The sequence below is a fragment of the Pseudoalteromonas sp. TB25 genome (genome assembly GCF_000497995.1).
Lineage (GTDB): Bacteria > Pseudomonadota > Gammaproteobacteria > Enterobacterales > Alteromonadaceae > Pseudoalteromonas > Pseudoalteromonas distincta.
This window is the reverse complement of sequence record NZ_AUTI01000340.1, coordinates 1-18,945: the sequence shown is the minus strand read 5'-3', so window position 1 is coordinate 18,945 and position 18,945 is coordinate 1. Positions and strand designations below refer to the sequence as shown.

Annotated in this window: 15 protein-coding genes, 1 tRNA gene and 1 pseudogene (1 of these 17 only partly in view); 4 read left to right on the top strand and 13 right to left on the bottom strand. The window is 37.8% G+C overall.

What is annotated here, in order from left to right:
* From infB to L652_RS0113630, 4 genes and pseudogenes are all read right to left on the bottom strand, one after another.
* Nucleotides 1-1,682: pseudogene (gene infB, locus L652_RS01000000123815) on the bottom strand (translation initiation factor IF-2); it reaches 981 nt to the left of the window's first position.
* 25 nt (nt 1,683-1,707) lie between these two features.
* The gene (nusA, locus tag L652_RS0113640; RefSeq protein WP_002958483.1) at nt 1,708-3,207 is read right to left on the bottom strand and encodes a transcription termination factor NusA; all 1,500 of its coding nucleotides are present in this window, start codon (nt 3,205-3,207) and stop codon (nt 1,708-1,710) included.
* A 39-nt stretch (nt 3,208-3,246) separates the two neighbouring features.
* Nucleotides 3,247-3,702 carry a ribosome maturation factor RimP gene (gene rimP / locus L652_RS0113635; protein ID WP_024595970.1) on the bottom strand — a complete coding sequence of 152 codons (456 nt, stop codon included), beginning with the start codon at nt 3,700-3,702 and terminating at the stop codon, nt 3,247-3,249.
* Between the two features lie 281 nt (nt 3,703-3,983).
* Nucleotides 3,984-4,060: transfer RNA gene (locus tag L652_RS0113630), tRNA-Met, on the bottom strand.
* Between the two features lie 435 nt (nt 4,061-4,495).
* Here L652_RS0113630 and L652_RS0113620 point away from each other — a divergent pair.
* Complete coding sequence (locus tag L652_RS0113620) at nt 4,496-4,957, top strand: globin domain-containing protein (protein WP_002958480.1); 462 nt, start codon at nt 4,496-4,498, stop codon at nt 4,955-4,957.
* A gap of 311 nt (nt 4,958-5,268) precedes the next feature.
* The gene (locus L652_RS0113615) at nt 5,269-6,825 is read left to right on the top strand and encodes a cryptochrome/photolyase family protein (RefSeq protein ID WP_024595971.1); all 1,557 of its coding nucleotides are present in this window, start codon (nt 5,269-5,271) and stop codon (nt 6,823-6,825) included.
* A gap of 60 nt (nt 6,826-6,885) precedes the next feature.
* Here L652_RS0113615 and L652_RS0113610 read toward each other — a convergent pair whose 3' ends face one another.
* From L652_RS0113610 to L652_RS0113570, 9 genes are all read right to left on the bottom strand, one after another.
* The gene (locus L652_RS0113610; RefSeq protein ID WP_024595972.1) at nt 6,886-7,332 is read right to left on the bottom strand and encodes an Hsp20 family protein; all 447 of its coding nucleotides are present in this window, start codon (nt 7,330-7,332) and stop codon (nt 6,886-6,888) included.
* A 235-nt stretch (nt 7,333-7,567) separates the two neighbouring features.
* The gene (locus tag L652_RS0113605) at nt 7,568-8,098 is read right to left on the bottom strand and encodes a peroxiredoxin-like family protein (RefSeq protein WP_024595973.1); all 531 of its coding nucleotides are present in this window, start codon (nt 8,096-8,098) and stop codon (nt 7,568-7,570) included.
* Between the two features lie 112 nt (nt 8,099-8,210).
* Nucleotides 8,211-9,608 carry a sigma-54 dependent transcriptional regulator gene (locus L652_RS0113600; RefSeq protein ID WP_084324654.1) on the bottom strand — a complete coding sequence of 466 codons (1,398 nt, stop codon included), beginning with the start codon at nt 9,606-9,608 and terminating at the stop codon, nt 8,211-8,213.
* A 9-nt stretch (nt 9,609-9,617) separates the two neighbouring features.
* Nucleotides 9,618-9,992, bottom strand: coding sequence for an Hpt domain-containing protein (locus tag L652_RS0113595; RefSeq protein WP_024595975.1), 375 nt, complete (start codon nt 9,990-9,992; stop codon nt 9,618-9,620).
* Nucleotides 9,993-10,100: 108 nt separating this feature from the next.
* A complete protein-coding gene (locus L652_RS0113590) occupies nt 10,101-10,913 on the bottom strand; it encodes an EAL domain-containing protein (RefSeq protein WP_253947700.1) in 813 nt (270 codons plus the stop codon).
* A gap of 428 nt (nt 10,914-11,341) precedes the next feature.
* Nucleotides 11,342-11,632, bottom strand: a complete 291-nt coding sequence (locus L652_RS0113585) for a hypothetical protein (RefSeq protein WP_024595977.1) — start codon at nt 11,630-11,632, stop codon at nt 11,342-11,344.
* Between the two features lie 687 nt (nt 11,633-12,319).
* The gene (locus tag L652_RS0113580) at nt 12,320-15,130 is read right to left on the bottom strand and encodes a PAS domain-containing hybrid sensor histidine kinase/response regulator (protein WP_024595978.1); all 2,811 of its coding nucleotides are present in this window, start codon (nt 15,128-15,130) and stop codon (nt 12,320-12,322) included.
* Nucleotides 15,123-15,737, bottom strand: coding sequence for an isochorismatase family cysteine hydrolase (locus L652_RS0113575; RefSeq protein WP_240915863.1), 615 nt, complete (start codon nt 15,735-15,737; stop codon nt 15,123-15,125). Before L652_RS0113575 ends, L652_RS0113580 begins: the two co-directional genes overlap by 8 nt.
* Before the next feature lie 19 nt (nt 15,738-15,756).
* On the bottom strand, nt 15,757-16,794 hold the full coding sequence (locus tag L652_RS0113570) for a response regulator (RefSeq protein ID WP_024595980.1): 1,038 nt from the start codon (nt 16,792-16,794) through the stop codon (nt 15,757-15,759).
* Nucleotides 16,795-17,052: 258 nt separating this feature from the next.
* On the opposite strand from L652_RS0113570, the gene L652_RS0113565 reads away from it, so the two are divergent.
* A complete protein-coding gene (locus tag L652_RS0113565) occupies nt 17,053-17,316 on the top strand; it encodes a GrxA family glutaredoxin (protein WP_024595981.1) in 264 nt (87 codons plus the stop codon).
* A gap of 160 nt (nt 17,317-17,476) precedes the next feature.
* Nucleotides 17,477-18,945: DEAD/DEAH box helicase (locus L652_RS0113560; RefSeq protein WP_024603509.1), on the top strand; the 1,469-nt coding region annotated here is incomplete at its 3' end.

Below are 18,945 nucleotides of genomic sequence, written 5' to 3'. Positions count from 1 at the left end.
ATACCTTCGGTAGGGGCAGAAAGCTCTAAAAGCTCAGATTGCATAAGTACGGCTTCAAGAAGGTCATCAATACCTAGACCAGTTTTAGCTGAGATATGAACGTACTGCGTATCGCCGCCCCATTCTTCAGGGATAACGTCTAGCTGAGCTAGTTCGTTTTTAACGCGATCTGGATCTGCGCCTTCTTTATCCATTTTGTTTACAGCAATGATTAAAGGAACGCCAGCTGCACGTGCGTGCTGTACCGCTTCTTTAGTTTGTGGCATAACACCATCATCTGCTGCAACCACTAAGATTACGATATCTGTCGCTTTAGCACCACGAGCACGCATTGATGTAAATGCAGCATGTCCTGGAGTATCTAAGAAGGTAATCATATTGCCATTTACATCAACATGGTATGCACCAATATGCTGTGTAATACCACCGGCTTCGCCAGAAGCAACCTTCGCAGAACGAATGTAATCTAGAGTCGATGTTTTACCATGGTCAACGTGACCCATTACAGTTACTACTGGAGCACGAGGCTCTGACTTACCATCTTCATGGCGGTCGTTAAGTACTGTTTGCTCTAATTCGTTTTCTTTAACAATGATAACCTTGTGACCCATTTCTTCTGCAACTAGTTGTGCAGCTTCTTGGTCAATCACTTGGTTAATAGTAACCATGTCACCCATTTTCATCATTGTTTTAACAACTTCAGCGCCTTTAACAGCCATGCGTGATGCAAGCTCAGCTACTGTAATTGTTTCGCTAATACGCACTTCATTTTTAACATCAACAGTTGGTTTTTGGAAACCATGCTGCAGCGATGCTGGTGCTTTTAATTTAGACTTGTTACGGCCTCTTGACGCTGCAAATTTATCTTTTGCTGGCGCTTTTTTCTTTTTCTTAGCACGGCGAGTGCCTTGCTCATCACGAGCATCGGCAACATCTTCTGCTTCACGTGCATAAGTTGAAGTCGTAAGATGGTGATCCGCTGTTTCTTCGCGTTTCTTACGTTCTTCTTCTTCTTTCTTCCAGCGTGCTGAATTCTCTTCAGCTAGCTTTCTTGCCTCTTCTGCTTGACGTTTCGCTTCTTCTTCAGCTTTCTTCAATGCGGCCTCTTCTGCTTCTTTTTGCAGACGCTCAGCTTCTATGCGATCTTTCTCAGACTTAGCACTTTGCTCTGGGGTCATCTGCTTTTGTTTCGCTTTACGCTCTGCATCAGCTTTGCGTTTAGCTTCTTCTTTGGCTTTACGGTCAGCTTCTTCTTTCGCTTTACGTTCTGCCTCTTGTTTCGCTTTTAATTCTGCGGCTTCTTGTTCAGCTTTTTGTTGCTGTTCAAGACGGGCTTTTTCTTCAGCGGCTAAGCGTGCTTGCTCTTGTTCTTGCTCCATTGCGCTTTTCTTCACGTAGGTACGTGTTTTACGAACTTCAACTTGAACATCTTTAGCTTTACCCGTAGAACCAGTCACACTTAATGTGCTTTTGCTCTTACGTTGTAAAGTCATACGCGCTGGGCCATCTGAACCTGTACCACCATGATGCTTGCTTAAATGATCAAGTAACGTTGCTTTTTCAGCTTCTGTTACGTTATCAGTTGCTTGCTTAGTGATACCTGCTTGTGAAAACTGCTGTAGCAATTTATCAACAGTTGTACCTATATCGCCGGCTAGTTTTTCAACATTTACTTCTGCCATAGTGTGTAATACCTCCGTTAATAAATTACTCGTCTGCAAACCAACAAATGTTTCGTGCAGCCATAATCAGTTCACCCGCTTTTTCAGATGAAAGTTCTGTGATATCAACTAATTCGTCAATACCTTGCTCTGCCAAGTCTTCAAGTGTAACAACACCTTTGCTTGCCATAACAAATGCTAAGTGACGCTCTAAGCCTTCAAGCGCAAGTAAGTCTTCAGCAGGCTCTGCGCCATCTAAGCTTTCTTCCGTTTTAAGTGCTTTAGTTGTCAATGCATCTTTTGCGCGTGAACGCAATAAATCTACAGTCTCTTCATCAAGACCATCAATTTCTAAAAATTCAGACGCAGGTACATACGCCACTTCTTCAAGTGTCGAGAAACCTTCGTTAATAAGTAATGATGCAAACTCATCATCTATATCTAAATTTTCAGTGAATAAGTTAAGTAACTTATCAGATTCAGCTTCATTTTTAGTACGCATGTCTTCAACAGTCATTACGTTCAGTTCCCAGCCAGTTAATTGGCTTGCTAAACGAACATTCTGACCATTACGACCAATTGCTTGTGCTAGGTTATCGGCTTCTACAGCGATATCCATTGAGTGAGTGTCTTCATCCATTACGATTGAAGCAACTTCTGCTGGCGCCATTGCATTGATAACAAATTGTGCTGGGTTGTCATCGTAAAGTACGATATCAACACGCTCACCACCAAGCTCAGACGATACAGCTTGAACTCGTGCGCCACGCATACCAACACATGCACCAATTGGATCAATGCGTTTGTCGTTAGATTTAACAGCAATTTTAGCGCGTGAACCTGGATCACGTGCAGCTGCACGTAACTCAATCATCTCTTCGCCAATTTCTGGCACCTCAATGCGGAATAATTCCATTAGCATTTCAGGTTTAGAGCGCGTTACAAATAATTGTGCACCGCGTGCTTCAGGTTTAACTTCATATAAAAGACCACGGATTCGATCACCCGGGCGGAAGTTTTCACGTGGCAACATGTCATCACGGTAAATTACCGCTTCTGCGTTGTTACCTAAATCAAGTACGATTGCATCGCGAGTTGCTTTTTTAACAACACCCGTTACCAGCTCGCCTTCTTGATCTTTGTATGCTTCAACAACTAAAGCGCGCTCAGCTTCACGTACTTTTTGTACGATAACTTGCTTAGCCATTTGTGTTGTAATACGGTCAAATTTGATTGAGTCGATTTGCTCTTCAACATAATCACCCATTTGCAAATCAGGTTCTTCAACCTGTGCTGCTTCTAGAGTGATTTCGCTGTATGGGTTCTCTAATGAACCATCTTCTAATACAGCGGCAATTTGCCAGCGACGGAACGTATCGTAATCACCGGTTTTACGGTCAATTGCTACACGTACTTCAATTTCGCCATCGTGTTTTTTCTTTGTCGCCGTCGCTAGAGCGAACTCTAGAGCTTCAAAAATCTTTTCTTTTGGAACCGCTTTCTCATTGGAAACGGCTTCAGCAACCAATAATATCTCTTTTGCCATGGGTAATGCCTCGCTTGCCCTATTCCTTCGCACTCGAATTTAAAACTTCGCGATTAAATTCGCACGTTCGATGTTACTAAGCATGATCAGATGCTCCGCACCATCGTTAGATAGTGTGATCATATCGCTGCTAACTGCTACTAAGTCGCCTTTAAAATTACGACGACCATCCTGTGGAAGTTTAGTACGCACGCGTACTTCCTCTCCTTGCGCCTGCTCGTAGTGATCTTGTTTGAATAATAGACGATCAACACCAGGAGACGATACTTCCAAATCATATTCATTTGTAATTGGGTCTTCGACGTCTAAAATCGCACTAATTTGGCGACTGGCATCCGCACAGTTATCAACTGAGATCCCATCCTCATGAGCAATATATACTCTTAAGGTAGAATGGCGACCCGCTTGTACAAATTCAAGACCATGCAACTCAAAGCCTAACATTTCTACCGCAGGCGTTAACATGGTTACTAAATCTTGTTCAAGTTTTGTCACGAAAATCCTCCATACAAACAAAAAAAGGGCTTATAGCCCTAAAATACTGAGTTTAAATTTTAATTTGATAGCAATTGCCACAAATCGTAAGGTGCAGATACAACAACGCCCCGAACCAAGCGGGGCGTCACACCAATAAAGCATAAAACTGTGTGGCCGAGGGCCAAGCTTGGTTGCGAGTCAGTAAACTGACCTAATTAAACTACATAGCCTAAAACGCAAAACGCGCATTACTTAGAATGCGCGATATAAATTAGTAAGGTAATACCTACTAGTAGAATTGGTTGCGGGAGCCGGATTTGAACCGACGACCTTCGGGTTATGAGCCCGACGAGCTACCAGACTGCTCCATCCCGCGCCAATAGATATCAAACCTTAAATTTAATATCGCTGTTAGCTGTTATACAACACACTAAACAATGGCCGCTATTATAAGGATGTACAGGATAATTAGCAACTATAATACGCAATTAGTTTATAAAATTTGCAATTCGTCAAGATGCTAATTTAATGTATATGTAAGTAACATAAGTAATCAGCCAACTTTATAAAATCCCCATACTTGAGCCATAAAATGTAGTAGCTTATTATTTCAGGATAAAAATCAGATAAACTGAAGTTTAATAACTCTTAAAATACGTTTTAAAGGCTCACTAATTACCAGAAAGTAAATAGATATAACAAAAAGCCATACTTTCACACTAAAAAAACGTGCAGAATTTGAACTGCCCGCTATAATCAACATTATTCCTACTTGATAATAATAGTTATTACTCACTGCAACGAGATAAAAATGAATCAACAACAATCAGCATTATTAAATAACTTAACAATTATTAAGCCTAACTTTCATGCGTTTACGGCTAAGTTTCATAGTAAATTAGCCCAATCTAGTATTGAGATGAATTACCCGACGGCCTTACAGTTTAACGAAAAGAGCTTTACCCTCTTTTGCGTGTTAGAACGAATTGTTAAACATTTAGATAAACCAGCATCGGTAGCTCCTTTTTTAGCTCACCATTTAATGTATCTAAAAAAAAGCGGCGCTTCACACAGTGACATTGCCCTTTTATCTAACGCTTTTTACGAAACCCTTGAAGAGCACCTTGGTAAGCATTTTACTACTGAGAGTCAACTCGCTTGGAAAAAAGCGCTTAGGTACTTTGAAAGCTTTGCAAGCAATGTTCTTTTCAACGTTACCAACGTGGTTTCGTTACAACAAAGAATGCAGCAAAAGCAAAGTAATAAAATTTAGATATTCAATTGGGGGGAGACTTAATTTACTTAATCTCCCCTTAATTATGCTCATTTTAACACCATGGTCAAAAACGCCTTGATATGCGGTTAAACTTTTTTGCCCTATTGCTAACAGCACAATGTATTGTGTTATTTAACGCTTCTATTCGTTTTACTAATCCATTATTAAACTCAAGAAACAACTAATCCCCAGCATTAAAAACAGCAAACTATTGTCGTTATGCACTTAATTACTCCTATTTGCTTGTTATAAAATATTAAAACGATCGTTTAATTAACTATGTCCGTATAAGAAAATTTGGCTTTACTATGACCTATCATAAAACACTTAGATTAATATTAGGCGATCAGCTAAACCTATCTCATTCATGGTATAAACAAAAAGACGACGACACGCTTTATCTCATCGCAGAATTAAAACAAGAAACCAACTACGTTAAGCATCACATTCAAAAACTGTGTGCTTTTTTTAATGCTATGGAAAACTTTGCAACTGCATTAAAAACGGCAGGATTTAATGTTTTGCATTTAACACTTGACGATACAGCTGACGACAAAGATTTAATTGAATTACTCAAGCGAATTGCTGATAAATACCAATGCGAAACTATTGAATATCAATATCCTGATGAGTTTAGGCTTAAGTCTCAATTAGCTAAGTTTAAAAGTGATGGCTCATTTGATGTAATTGCCACAGATACTGAACATTTTTTATTACCGTTCACCGATATAAAAACACGCTTTACAAAAAACAAGCATGTGACAATGGAGCACTTCTATCGTGCTATGCGTAAGCAGTTTAATATATTAATTGATGATACTAAGCCAACCGGTGGCAAATGGAATTTTGACAGTAATAATCGTAATAAATTTTCCAAAGCTGACTTAGCGTGTATACCAAAACCTAAGCTATTCAATAATGATGTTAAGAACATCATTTCTCGCTTAAATAAGCACAAGATCGTTTACTTTGGCGAAATAGCCGATCAGAAACTAGAGTGGCCAACAACGCGTAAACAAGCCATTGAATCTCTCGAATACTTTTGCGAGCATTTACTTAGTTGCTTTGGTCACTTTCAAGATGCGATGACAGATCAAAGTAAAAATAATACCAGCTTGTACCATAGCCGATTATCGTTTGCCCTAAACGCAAAAATACTCCACCCGTTATATGTAATCAAACGTGTAATAAGAGAATACGAACAAAGACCAAGTGAAATATCCCTCTCGCAAGTAGAGGGCTTTACTAGGCAAATATTAGGTTGGAGAGAACATGTACGTGCCATTTATTGGATTAACATGCCCGACTACGCTGTTAAAAATCAATTACAAGCCAAAAACACACTACCATCTTATTTTTGGAACAGCTCAACAAAAATGAATTGCCTAAGCCACTCATTAAAACAAAGCCTTGAAACCGCTTATGCCCACCATATTCAACGCCTAATGGTTATTGGAAACTTTTGCATGCTTACAGGAATAAACCCTGATAACGTAGATAACTGGTACCTAGGTGTTTATATTGATGCCATAGAGTGGGTAGAGATGCCCAACACCCGAGGAATGAGCCAGTTTGCCGATGATGGAATAATTGCGACTAAACCTTATGCTGCAAGCGGTAACTACATTAATAAGATGAGCGATTACTGCAAAAGCTGTCAGTACGATGTTAAACAAAAAGTAGGTGATAAAGCTTGCCCGCTAAATAGCCTGTACTGGCATTTCATGAATAAACACAGAGACAGGCTAGAAAAGAACCCACGTATTGGTATGGTATATAAAAACTGGGATAAACAAGAAAAAACACTCCAAGAACAAACGCTGCAACAAGCAACCTACTACCTTAATAATTTAGAAGCGCTGTAAACAAAAAAGCCGCCTCGAATGAGGCGGCTAAGTAATCAGGGGAATATGTACTTTAGAAGATTATTTACCTTCTATTAGATTGCTATTACCAATTTCAATTTTACGTGGTTTTAGCGCTTCAGGGATTTCACGTTCTAAGTCAATACTTAGTAAGCCATTGGCTAAATCTGCGCCAAGTACTTTTACATGATCTCCTAACTGGAATTTACGTTCAAAGTTACGCTCAGCAATACCTTGATGAATAAATTTACGCTCTGCGTTTTCATCTTTATTTGCTTTAGTACCTGTAACTTTTAATGTGTTATTTTCTGACTCAATAGTTAATTCGTTATCGCTAAAACCGGCAACGGCCATAGTGATTCTGTATTTGTCTTTATCGAGTGCTTCTATGTTGTAAGGAGGAAAACTTGGCTGCTTATCTGTATTAGCTGCCGCATCCATAAGTGATGCTAAATGTTCGAAGCCGATAAATGAACGATAAAGTGGTGATAAGTCTACTGTACGCATAATAATATCCTCATATTTAAGCGATATTTTGCATGTGCTCTTCTATTGAACAAGCTCAAGCAAAGTTTAATTAATAGTATAAATTTCAATTGTTTAAGTTTAATTAAGGACCCATCAGGCGTCCTACTTAACTATATATGGACGGTAAAATTGTTTTCAAGAGATTAATTTAAAAAAATTAAAAATAAATAAAAAAAGCACTAAAAAGTGCCTTTTGAAACCATGAAAATGAATGTTATTTAATAAATGTGCCTCGGATTGGATAGTCGTTTTCTCTAGAAAACTTAATTCCACCTAGCAGTTGCTCTAAATCAGGACGAACAAATGGGCTGTTTGATATATCGACCATTTGAAGCTGATTTTTTTCATTAAGTACAAAAATGCCTGGCTCAGCAAATGGATGATCAGTTTCTGCATCACTGCGAGGCTCGCTAATATGTAGCCCTAAATCGGTCATTTGTTCGATTGTTAAACCATAGTAAATTGGGAAGTTAATATCTATTTTTTCAAGATGTTTATTAAGCTGCTCATGGCTATCACCACTTACTGCAACCACTTCAACACCAGCATCTTTAAAGTCTTTATGAACTTTAGCAAGCTCGTTAAGTTGCGCAGTACATTTAGGGCAGTGCTGGCCTCGATAAACAACAATCATTTTCCAGGGAGAGTCACTTACTCTATCAACTAAATCTACCTTATTCTCATCAACATCTCTCACTACTAGTGATGGCATAATATCCGCAGGTTTTAAACTAGTGTTACTCATTGCGATCTCCTTTTACTGTTTCAGATTAAAAATTAATTTGCTCTTACCCATAGAGCTTAGGGTACTTTTATTAATTCAACCTGAAAAGTGTAATTAAAAATCGATTATAACTTTAAGACCATCCCTTTATTTTTCTATAAATAGTAGATGCACTAACCCCTAGATAAGCAGCAGCAAGAGGAATATTGTCTTCACAACTTTTAATTGCATTTTCAATCGCCCTTTTTTCAACTTGCCACAAAGGTTCTATATCGTGAACAGACATAGGCGATAATTGAACACTCTGCTCGTTTGTATTGTGAACTGACTTAGCGGATATCGAGTGCTTCACAGCCCCTAATCCAAATGAGCTTGGTAGCATGTCTTTTTCAATTACATCGCCATCATTAATAACAACGGTGTTTTCAATTACATTTTGTAGTTCGCGAATATTTCCTGGCCAATCGTAATTACAAAAAAGCGCCTTAACTTCATCAGAAAAACCAGTAAAATGCTTTGCATTATTATCGCTTTTTTGTTTCAAAATATACTCAGCAAGCAGTAATATATCGCCTCCGCGTTCTCTTAAAGGGGGGAGCTTTACGGGGATAACATTTAAACGGTAATATAAATCTTCTCTAAAACGCCCTTCTGCAACCTCTATGATAGGGTTTCTGTTTGTTGCACAGACTAAACGAACATCGCTGTGTAATACTTCACTACTACCCACCTTACTAAAAATGCCTGTTTGTAAAAAGCGTAATAACTTTGCTTGTAAGTTAAGTTCCATTTCACATAATTCATCTAAAAATAAGGTACCGCCGTTGGCCACTTCAACAGCCCCTTTTCGATCGCTTAATGCCCCACTAAACGCACCTTTAACATGACCAAAAAATTCTGATTCAAATAGCTCAGCAGGGATAGCTGCACAGTTTATGGCAATAAATGGTCCTGTATTTCTCGGGCTTGTATCATGAAGGGTTTGTGCGCAAACTTCTTTACCGGTTCCACTTTCACCTGTGATAAATACACACGCTTTACTTCTAGCTGCACTATCAAGTAATCTAAAAACGGTTTTCATTGCCAGTGATTCACCAACAAAATCTTGATTTTTATCTCTGTTTTTAACCAATGGTTGAACTTTAACTTGCTCTTTTGGCGTCAAGGCACTTTCTACTGAACTAATGAGTCGTTGACTTGTGAAAGGTTTTTCTAAAAAATCAAAACCGCCTAAACGCATTGCTTCCACTGCAATATCAATAGAGCTGTTTGAGGTGATCATGACTACATTAGCAGGATTTTTCTGCTTATTTACAAATTGTAATACCTCAAGCCCACTTATATCTGGCAAGCATACGTCTTGTACTATGACCGCTGGCATTTTTTCTTTAATACCTACTAAAGCAGAGTACCCATCTGTAAAGTGTTTGCATTGGAAACCAGCCTGTTCAAGCTGACTTGCATATAAAGCACCACTGGCAATGCTATCTTCAACTATATAAACAAGACCTTTATCGATTATATCTGACACGGCTTTCTCCTAGATAGCTATACTATTACTCATTATTTGATACGCATCTCGGGTTTTATCCAAGTTGTGTTTAATAACAAGCGCTGCGTGCAAGTTTTCTTGTGTAGTTGACGGTGGCGAATCGTGTAATTGTGTTGCTAACGCAGCTAAAGCAGATGCACCATATAAAGCTGCTGAATTTTTTAAGACATGCATTACTTCTTTAATTTTTATAGTATCTTCACTACTAATTGCCGTATCTAATTGGTTAGCCATAGTAACTAATTCATCAATAAATAATTTAATTAAACGAGCTAACACAGTTGTCCAAACATCCTTTTCGAGTTGAGTTAATACATTTAGCTCGGTAATACTTTTATCGACAAACTGCTCTGATATGGGCATAGATAACCTTTGTGTAAGTTAAAACTTCGTACACTAATAATATGTAAGAGTTGTAGTTTAAGAGTAATTTGTTTTTTGCATTTTGCAAATCAAAATGAATATAAACATTTACAAAGCCCAAGTATCAATACTTTTAGTTAACGTTTGCGGCTTATCTAGCAGGTACCCCTGAGCTATATCGCAACCAAGTTGTTCTAATATTTGTAATTGCTCATTCTCTTCAATACCTTCTGCTACCGTTTGTAAACCCAATCGTTGAGCCATCGCAATAATTGCGCTACATAACGTAAAGTCTTCATTATTAGTTGCAATACCACTTACAAAACTGCGATCAATTTTTAAACCATCAATATCAAATTGACGAAGTAAACCTAAAGAGGCATACCCAGTGCCAAAATCATCAATCCACACCTTTACGCCTTCTTTATGGAAGTTTTCAAACGCCTTAGCTATTTTATCAGGACTATGAATGAGCGCTGTTTCCGTTAATTCGACTTTAATAGCCTGTGGTGGTATTTGGTGCTTTTCTAGCAAAGACATTACTTTTGCAAACACATCACCATCTAAGATTTGTACCGGTGAAATATTTAATGAAACAGCAATATCTGTCATACCAAACTGCCGCATATGTTTTAAATCAGACAAACATTGCTCAAAAATCCAGTCACCTAATTCTAAAATCATTCCCGATTGCTCTACATGAGGGATAAACTCATCAGGGCCAACAATGCCAAAGCGCGGTGATTGGCACCTTACTAGCGACTCAAAGCCGACCAGCTTTCCAGATCCCAATGATACAAGCGGTTGATAAACCATTTTAAAATAATTATTTTGCATTGAATCAGACATGATCCTCTCTAACTCATGCCATCTTGCTAGATTGACTGGTTTTTCCGATTCTAGGTATTTAAACGCACTCATGATTTTGCTCCGGTTTCACTCTTAGTGACTTATTATATTAAAGAGCAATTTACAGGCCATTTTAAATACAAAAAAACAGAAATAAAAACCAATATATTCAGGTAGTTAAATTAGAATATTAAATGGATTTACTTCTCCCATTTCATTCGCATTTTGCAATTCAGTTTGCAATGCAGCTACATTGGCAATGTGAGCGCTTAATCGAGCTTATAAAACACAGATAAGCCAGTTAATAGATATTGACCAAAGCTAATATTAGCAATTGTATATGAGAAAAGAGAAAGCTTTGATAAAACCCTGTTTAGGTTAAGCACCATCTAAATTTAAGAGAAAATAAATAATTTTATGGGGAGGGATAAAAAATTAAATTGGTGGTAGGAACATAAAAAAACGCAGGCAACTATAAATAGTTACCTGCGCAAAAGTCTCTAGTTTGAAAGAATGTCGTTATTTTCGTTTTTAGAAGAAGTTACATGTTGTGCATAGTTGGTATTTTGCGAGTCAAACGTATTACTCATCAACTGAGCGTTTTCAACATCAGCTTGTGTAAAAGTAATTGGCTGAATATCTGCCAGCGGTTCAATCGAATCGCTACCTCGTAAAACTGTTATACCTATTACTAAAGTGGCAACAAGCAAAATTGACAAAACCATAATTTCAGGTGTTAGTACCCAATTGTTACCTTTAGGCTTTTGTTTGGCTTTTGTGTTTGTTTGCATATTGCACCCCTTAAAAATTTAACTAAATTCGTCTTGATTTGATATTTAATATATTGCGAAAGTCGTGCCAACCAGATAACAACTTTACAAAAAAGTAAAAACCTTACAAAATCATGTCGTTAAAATAAATTAAAGGTATGATTGAGTATTTAAATAAAGTTCATAACATTTTATTTTTATTTTGAATTGCAATTTGCGAATCAAATTAAAAAAAACACACTAAAAACACTCATTAATTACTAAAAAATAAATTTAACTTACCCCTAAAATACTAGGTTAATTTCTCCGTTTATCAAGTTTTATGCAACACAAACCCACTTTTTATATTGTCTGTTGATCTTTGCGGATTAAAATTCGTTCAAACTACAGGCGGTTTAATCGCGGCGCGAGGTCTATAACCTAGCGGGATCGGTAACTGCTCCTGCGTTACCCTACTGACTTACATCGATGTAAGACCGAGCAAAGCTTCCGCGTTCTGCTCACGCCCCTTACCTACATCCATGTTGGCAACAAAGAGTAAATAGCCCTTAGGAAGAAACCTTTGGGCAGCGCCTGTTTGGCATTAATGCTACGTTATCGCCCATTTATGGAAAATAACCACACTGCATAGGCTCAACTTTGCCTATATACCAAACACACTGCTACAAACTTAACCCTAAACGTTTAACAAACCCTAGCCTTCATTGCTCAACTCAGCTTTTCCCACACTTGCGCTAAACGAGAGAGCTTTAAATGTTTAGATTCAATAACCTGCTCTGGGGCATATTTATCAAGTAATAAATAAAGTGTCTCACTTACAATTGGCTTAGCTAAATAGTCATTCATCCCCGCGTCTATAAATCGCTCTTTATCACCATGAATCGCATTTGCAGTGAGTGCTATTATGGGGGTGGTTATACCTAACTTTCTGATTGCTTTAGTTGCAGAAATCCCATCGAGTATTGGCATTTGGATATCCATAAAAATAATATCAATTTCATCGTTTTGCGCCTTTATTATTGCCTCTTGACCATCACTAACAATATGTACACGGCAACCTTTTTGTTCTAAAAACTGCCGAATTACAATTTGATTATTCGTATTATCTTCAGCAACTAATACCTTGGTTCCGCTTAACTGAGTTAACCCTAAGGGGCTTTCTAAAGTTTCTTTTTGCTCACGATTGGTAAATATAATATCCAAATGAAACAACTGCTCTTCTAATAAACTAATTGCCCGTAGTACATGGGATACTTTATAAGGGCCATTTAACCTAAGCTCTCTGTCGTTAATATTTTGCGGTAATAAGCTTTTACCTAGCAAATCTAGGATGAGTAAACACGGTGAATTAAGGGAGTTGTATGTATTTATACGCTCGCGTGTTTGGGCTAACATTTGAGGATCAGTTAGTACAATTGCATCAGGAAAACTATCGTACTTGGGTATATCTGGGCATACTTCGTAGTGTTCAAAAGTGATAGAAAACCGAGTGAGCGTATGCTCCAAGGCTGTTTTTAGAATTTCGTGACTTCCTACTATCCATACTTTTGGCTTTTTACTTCGTGCTGCAAACCCTTCTCTTAAAATTGAGTCAGTTGTGTCTATTTGCAGCGGGTAATTAACTATAAACTCGCTTCCTTTATTAAACTCAGAACTAACCGAAATATCTCCACCTACCACATCACAAATTTGCCTACATATCGCAAGCCCTAAGCCACTGCCACCATGCTTTCGAGTAATTGAATTATCGGATTGAATAAAAGGCATAAACATACTGTCAATTTTATTTTTTGCAATTCCCATACCCGTGTCTTTTACAGATATATAAAGGTTTAAATTATTACCTTCAATATGAGTGCACTTAACAGTAACCGTTATTACACCATGTTGAGTGAACTTAATCGCATTGGCTAATAAATTTATGACTATTTGTCTTATACGGGCATGATCACCAATTACTTGAGCTGGTACATCAGGATAAAAATCAAAAATAACCTCAAGCCCTTTTTGTAAAGCACTTTGGGAAATTATATCTATTGCTTCTTCAATACACGTATCAATACTAAATGGCTGATTATTGAGTGTTATGGCTTGTGCTTCAAAACGTGAGTACGTTAATACATCGTCCAATACACTTAATAGCGCGTCAGAACTTGTTTTAATCATTTGTGTATAGCGCATTTGTTCAGAAGTTAAACCGGTATGATGCAAAATATCTGCAGATCCAATCACAGCATTTAATGGCGTGCGAATTTCATGGCTAATATTTGCCATGAATCGGCTTTTTGACTCCGCTAGGGTTTCTGCCTGATGTTTAGCTTCAAGTAATATTTGCTCGCTTTCAATACGCTCTTGTATATCCACAAGTGTCGCAGCAATTGATGATAAATCACTTTCGTAGCCACCAACAATTGGAGTAAGTGTAATTTCGACCCAGTTATTTATACCTTGTGCATTAATTAAACGTATATCAAAGCGACGAATGTCACGCTTACCTTGTTTATAATCAAGTAAAGTGCTACTAATTTTTTCTACATCTTCTTTTGCTATAAACTTAATTATAGGTAAGCCAAGGCTCTCATCTACCTTGCTGTGTAGAACTCGCTGCCATGCTTGATTTATAAATAATAGATTGCCAAATGTATCAAGGCGTAAAACAATATCAGGGATATTATCAACGACAGAGTGATAATTATATTCTATCTCTGCCATTGCTTGTTCGGCTTTAACTCGCTGCGTAATATTAGTTTCTATAGCGATAAAGTGCTTTACTTGGCCTTCATCATCTCGCACTGGGTTTGCATCAATAGCAACCCAATAAATATTACCGTTTTTATCGTAATTTGTAGTTTCAACTTGAAAAGGAAGTCCATTTTTTACGGCATGAGACATGACCTTACGGCTTTTTTCACATGTTTTTGGCCCTTGCAGTAAATGACCAGGACTGGTGCCTATAACCTCATCACAGGTGTAACCTGTAAGTACTTCAAAACTATTGTTAACCCACTCAATTACGCCAAATTTATCTGTAATTATCACTAAGTTATTTGTATGGCTCGCAACAAGCGATAAGCGTTTTACATATTTTTGCTGTTGTGTAAGCAAAAGTTGTGAGTCTTTATGACGTTGAATGTCATAGAGTGAACCTATAAAACCGCTTTTTTCATCATAAACTAGCCTCAACTCAAACCAGTTTAAGAGTCCGTGACTATTTTTTATTTGTATTTCTACACTAGGAGTCTGCTTTCCTTCAAGCAAACAACAACTGTATGCAACAAAATGCATAATATCATCGCAATTCATTAACTTAGTAATATTAGAACCAATTAATGAATCGCTTGAGTAACCTAGTTTCTTCTCCCATGCTTCGTTAATATAGGTAAGATTTAAATGTTTATCACACTCAAAAATACATTCATCTAAAATAGCTAATAGCTTTGCTTGACGTCGATTACTATTGGAGAGCTTTTCGACCAATGCATATTGGATTTGCACTTGTAGTTCATCGTTGTTATCCATGCTCTCTCCAATGCTTAATAAAAGTTTTACTATCACAAACTCGCGCATAAAGAGGAAAAACCTCTTCACAGTAAAAAGTTTGTTCAAAAGGAGTGCGACTCGATGTACAGTCACTTAAAATAGTGACGTTAAAACCAAGTTCAACAGCCGTTCGCGCAGTTGAGTCAATACAAATAGAAGTCACCGTACCGGCTAAAATTACATTAGTGACACCATGTTCTTTGAGCTTTTGCGCTAGAGCAGTATGTGTAAAAGCATTTAAACCTCTTTTCCCAGGCACCACTTCTATAACATTGCTAAAAAAATCTAGCTGCTCAATGGTTTGAGCGCCGTACGAACCTGCTTTAAATGCGCCCACATCTGCAATAGCTTTTAATATGCCAATCGGATTTTTAAGCTCACTGTAGTTTTGTGTAAAATGAATGGGTGTATTAACAACTAGCGCAAAATGCTCTGCACAGGCGGTCAATAAAGAGAGTGTATTTTCTACCACGCCAGTAATTCTTGACGACTCTTCAACTACGTCATACAAAATACCTTTTGGTGAAAAGTAATCATTTTGAAAACCAATCAAAATAAGCGCTGTTTTAGAAAAGTCATGCATCATTGCCACCTTATTAACCAATTTAAGACGCTAATTGCCAAGGTTTAATAAACTTTTCAAGCACTGCTTTGGTCACTGGTTTTTGTAAATAGTGCGTAATACCTTTTTCAAATAACTCAGCTATCTGCTCATCCCCTGTTAGCCCAGTTAAAATAACTTTGGGTGTATCATTATTAGGGGTATTTTGACGCACCAATTGCTGTGCTACGTCACTGCCAAACATTCCTGGCATGCGCTCATCTAAGAGCAGTAAATCAAATGGTTCATTTTGAGCAAGCGTTAAGGCACTAGCGCCATTTTCTGCACATGTTACTAAGCAGCCCAGCATTTCGAGCATCACTTTTGTTGCAATTTGACTTGGTAAGCTATCATCCGCCACTAATACAGATAAACGTGTTTGCGTATGAAATGTTGTTAAAATGGTAATTAGGTCAGTATCAAAAAATGGCCAACCTAATATTTTTTTAGATAGTTTGTTCTCTTGGCTCAACTCACTAATGTCGCTAATAGTGCATAACTTTATGTGTCTATTTATGCTGTCACCATTTAGTTTATCAGTTAGCGCATCACCACTAAGGTGACGTAAATCCTCAATCTGTACCGTTTCCTTAAAAGTGCTATTGAATAATTTAAAATTTAAGCCAAAGCGCTCATGGGTATTATCCGATGTTATTAAACAACTTTTAAATAACGCCTCACAATCAGTTAGAACGTCTATATTTTGGCTAATATCAAGTGCCAAACTAACAGACTCTTTTGTTGCTAAAAGCCCATGAAAATCCAGCGTGCTTACTTGCTCAGAATCATCAATCTGGTAATGAAGGCTAACCCCTTGTATATTTGCTTCTAGGTTAAGTAAAAAGCTCTGCTTTACAGATGCTAGCGCTGGAATCAGAAATTCCTCGCATTGCGCAATCATTTGCTCAAGAGGGATTTGCAAACAAACGTAGTTACATTGCAACTTGTTAATTAAAGTAACTGAAAAATTTCGATTTTGGGTTTTACAATATTTACCGATTACCCCTTGGATAATTTCTAAAACGTGACTATTAATATTCATAAAGTATTCTCGTTAACCCAATGTATACCTCTTAATCATCAAGTTATGTGCCACAAATTAGTTCTTGTAAACACACTTGCATTCATATACTTAAGTATTAGACAGACAGCGCTTTAGTTTCTCATTCGCATTTTGCAAATCATATTGATATGCAATATATGATTTATAGTTTTTATTAGAATGGTGTAATCGATTTTTTTTGCTTTAAATAATTTTTCAATCATTTAAACTGATTTTAATCAAATTGAGGAGAAAGCTATGTTAACTGTAATTTTTGGCCGTGAAGGTTGTCCATATTGTGTTCGTGCAAAAGATGTTGCGGAGCAACTATCAAATGAACGTGATGACTTTAAATTTCGCTACATCGATATAATTAAAGAAGGCATTAGTAAAGCCGACCTTGAAAAGTCAGCTGGTAAACCTTGCCCTACCGTTCCACAAATTTTTGTGGATCAAAATCACATCGGTGGATTTACAGAATTTGAAGCTTACGCAAAAGAAAACCTAGGCTTGTACAAATAAGCGTTGTATTAAATATGTTAACCAGTTTAATAAACCCCAAATCAAACTGGTTAAATTTCGACCAACATCAAACACATAGAAATTAGTTTCAATTTATACAAGCATTTGCCTCGCGAATCCTATATAATGCGCGCCTCTTTAAATTCGTTGAGGCGTATTAATGTCAGAACCAGTCACGTTTGAATCTCTAAATCTTTCTCCTGCAATTTTGAAGGCAGTTGAAGAGTTGGGTTACAAGACACCATCTGAAATCCAAGCTCAATGTATACCGTTATTGCTAGAAAGAAAGGACGTACTGGGACTAGCTCAAACGGGTACAGGTAAAACCGCAGCATTTGCACTGCCATTACTAAATAATATTGACCCGTCTGTGAAACAGCCACAGATCCTTGTACTCACACCAACACGTGAGCTTGCGATCCAAGTTGCTGAGGCATTCGAACAATATGCTAAACATGTTCGTGGTATTGAAGTATTGGCACTCTATGGTGGCCAAAGCTACAGTATCCAATTAAGCGCACTTCGTCGTGGCGCTCAGGTTATTGTTGCAACTCCAGGTCGTTTAATCGATCACATTAACCGTGGCACTATCAAGTTTGATGCTCTACAAGCACTTGTACTTGATGAAGCCGATGAAATGTTACGTATGGGCTTTATCGATGATGTAGAAAGCATCATGGAAAAAACACCGCGCGAAAAGCAAACATGTCTTTTCTCTGCGACTATGCCTAAGCAAATTCAAAACATCAGCAGCAAGTATATGAATAACCCTGAACAGGTTCATATTTCTGCGCGTAACTCTACAGTATCATCTGTTGAGCAAGTGTTTTGGAATGCAAGCGTACATAAAAATAAAGCAATTGTTCGCTTCTTAGAAGCTGAGCAATATGAAGGTGCTATTGTTTTCGTACGTACGCGTAACGATACAGTACAACTTGCTGAGTTATTAGAGCGCGAAGGTTTCTCTGCTGCTCCACTTAACGGTGACATGAACCAGCAAGCACGTGAACGCACTGTAGATCGCTTAAAAAGTGGCATGCTAAACATTGTTATTGCAACAGATGTAGCGGCACGTGGTCTTGATGTTGACCGTTTAAGCTTAGTTATCAACTACGATATCCCACAAGATTCTGAAGCCTACGTTCACCGTATCGGCCGTACAGGTCGTGCTGGTCGTACTGGTAAAGCAATCTTATTCGTAAAACATAACGAACGTTATTTACTTAAAAATATCATTCGTCATACGAAGTCTGAAATTGCTCAAGTTGAATTACCTACAGCAAAAATTGTTGAAGAAAAACGTATCGAAGCGTTACAAGCAAAATTAACTATTGCGCTTGAAAACAAAGACATCACGTTCTTCAATGAAGTAGCTACTAACATGGCTGAAAAACTTGATCTTCCTCTTGAAAGCTTAGCGGGTGCGTTACTGTGTTTAGCACAGCAACAATCGCCAATTAAAGTTGAAGAAGTTAAGATTCAACCTCGTGAACGTAACGAGCGTAACGACCGCAATTCACGCAACGATCGTGGTGACCGTGGACGTCGTAACGAACGTGGCGGCGAACGTGGTGGTGAACGCGCTGAGCGTAAACCTCGCGAACGTAACAGCCGTGATGCAGGTCCTAT

Coding starts and splice junctions, on each gene's coding strand:
- nusA (WP_002958483.1), bottom strand. CDS start 3,207: ATGGCAAAAGAGATATTATTGGTTGCTGAAGCCGTTTCCAATGAGAAA.
- L652_RS0113620 (WP_002958480.1), top strand. CDS start 4,496: ATGAATCAACAACAATCAGCATTATTAAATAACTTAACAATTATTAAG.
- L652_RS0113615 (WP_024595971.1), top strand. CDS start 5,269: ATGACCTATCATAAAACACTTAGATTAATATTAGGCGATCAGCTAAAC.
- L652_RS0113610 (WP_024595972.1), bottom strand. CDS start 7,332: ATGCGTACAGTAGACTTATCACCACTTTATCGTTCATTTATCGGCTTC.
- L652_RS0113605 (WP_024595973.1), bottom strand. CDS start 8,098: ATGAGTAACACTAGTTTAAAACCTGCGGATATTATGCCATCACTAGTA.
- L652_RS0113595 (WP_024595975.1), bottom strand. CDS start 9,992: ATGCCCATATCAGAGCAGTTTGTCGATAAAAGTATTACCGAGCTAAAT.
- L652_RS0113590 (WP_253947700.1), bottom strand. CDS start 10,913: ATGAGTGCGTTTAAATACCTAGAATCGGAAAAACCAGTCAATCTAGCA.
- L652_RS0113585 (WP_024595977.1), bottom strand. CDS start 11,632: ATGCAAACAAACACAAAAGCCAAACAAAAGCCTAAAGGTAACAATTGG.
- L652_RS0113580 (WP_024595978.1), bottom strand. CDS start 15,130: ATGGATAACAACGATGAACTACAAGTGCAAATCCAATATGCATTGGTC.
- L652_RS0113575 (WP_240915863.1), bottom strand. CDS start 15,737: ATGATGCATGACTTTTCTAAAACAGCGCTTATTTTGATTGGTTTTCAA.
- L652_RS0113570 (WP_024595980.1), bottom strand. CDS start 16,794: ATGAATATTAATAGTCACGTTTTAGAAATTATCCAAGGGGTAATCGGT.
- L652_RS0113565 (WP_024595981.1), top strand. CDS start 17,053: ATGTTAACTGTAATTTTTGGCCGTGAAGGTTGTCCATATTGTGTTCGT.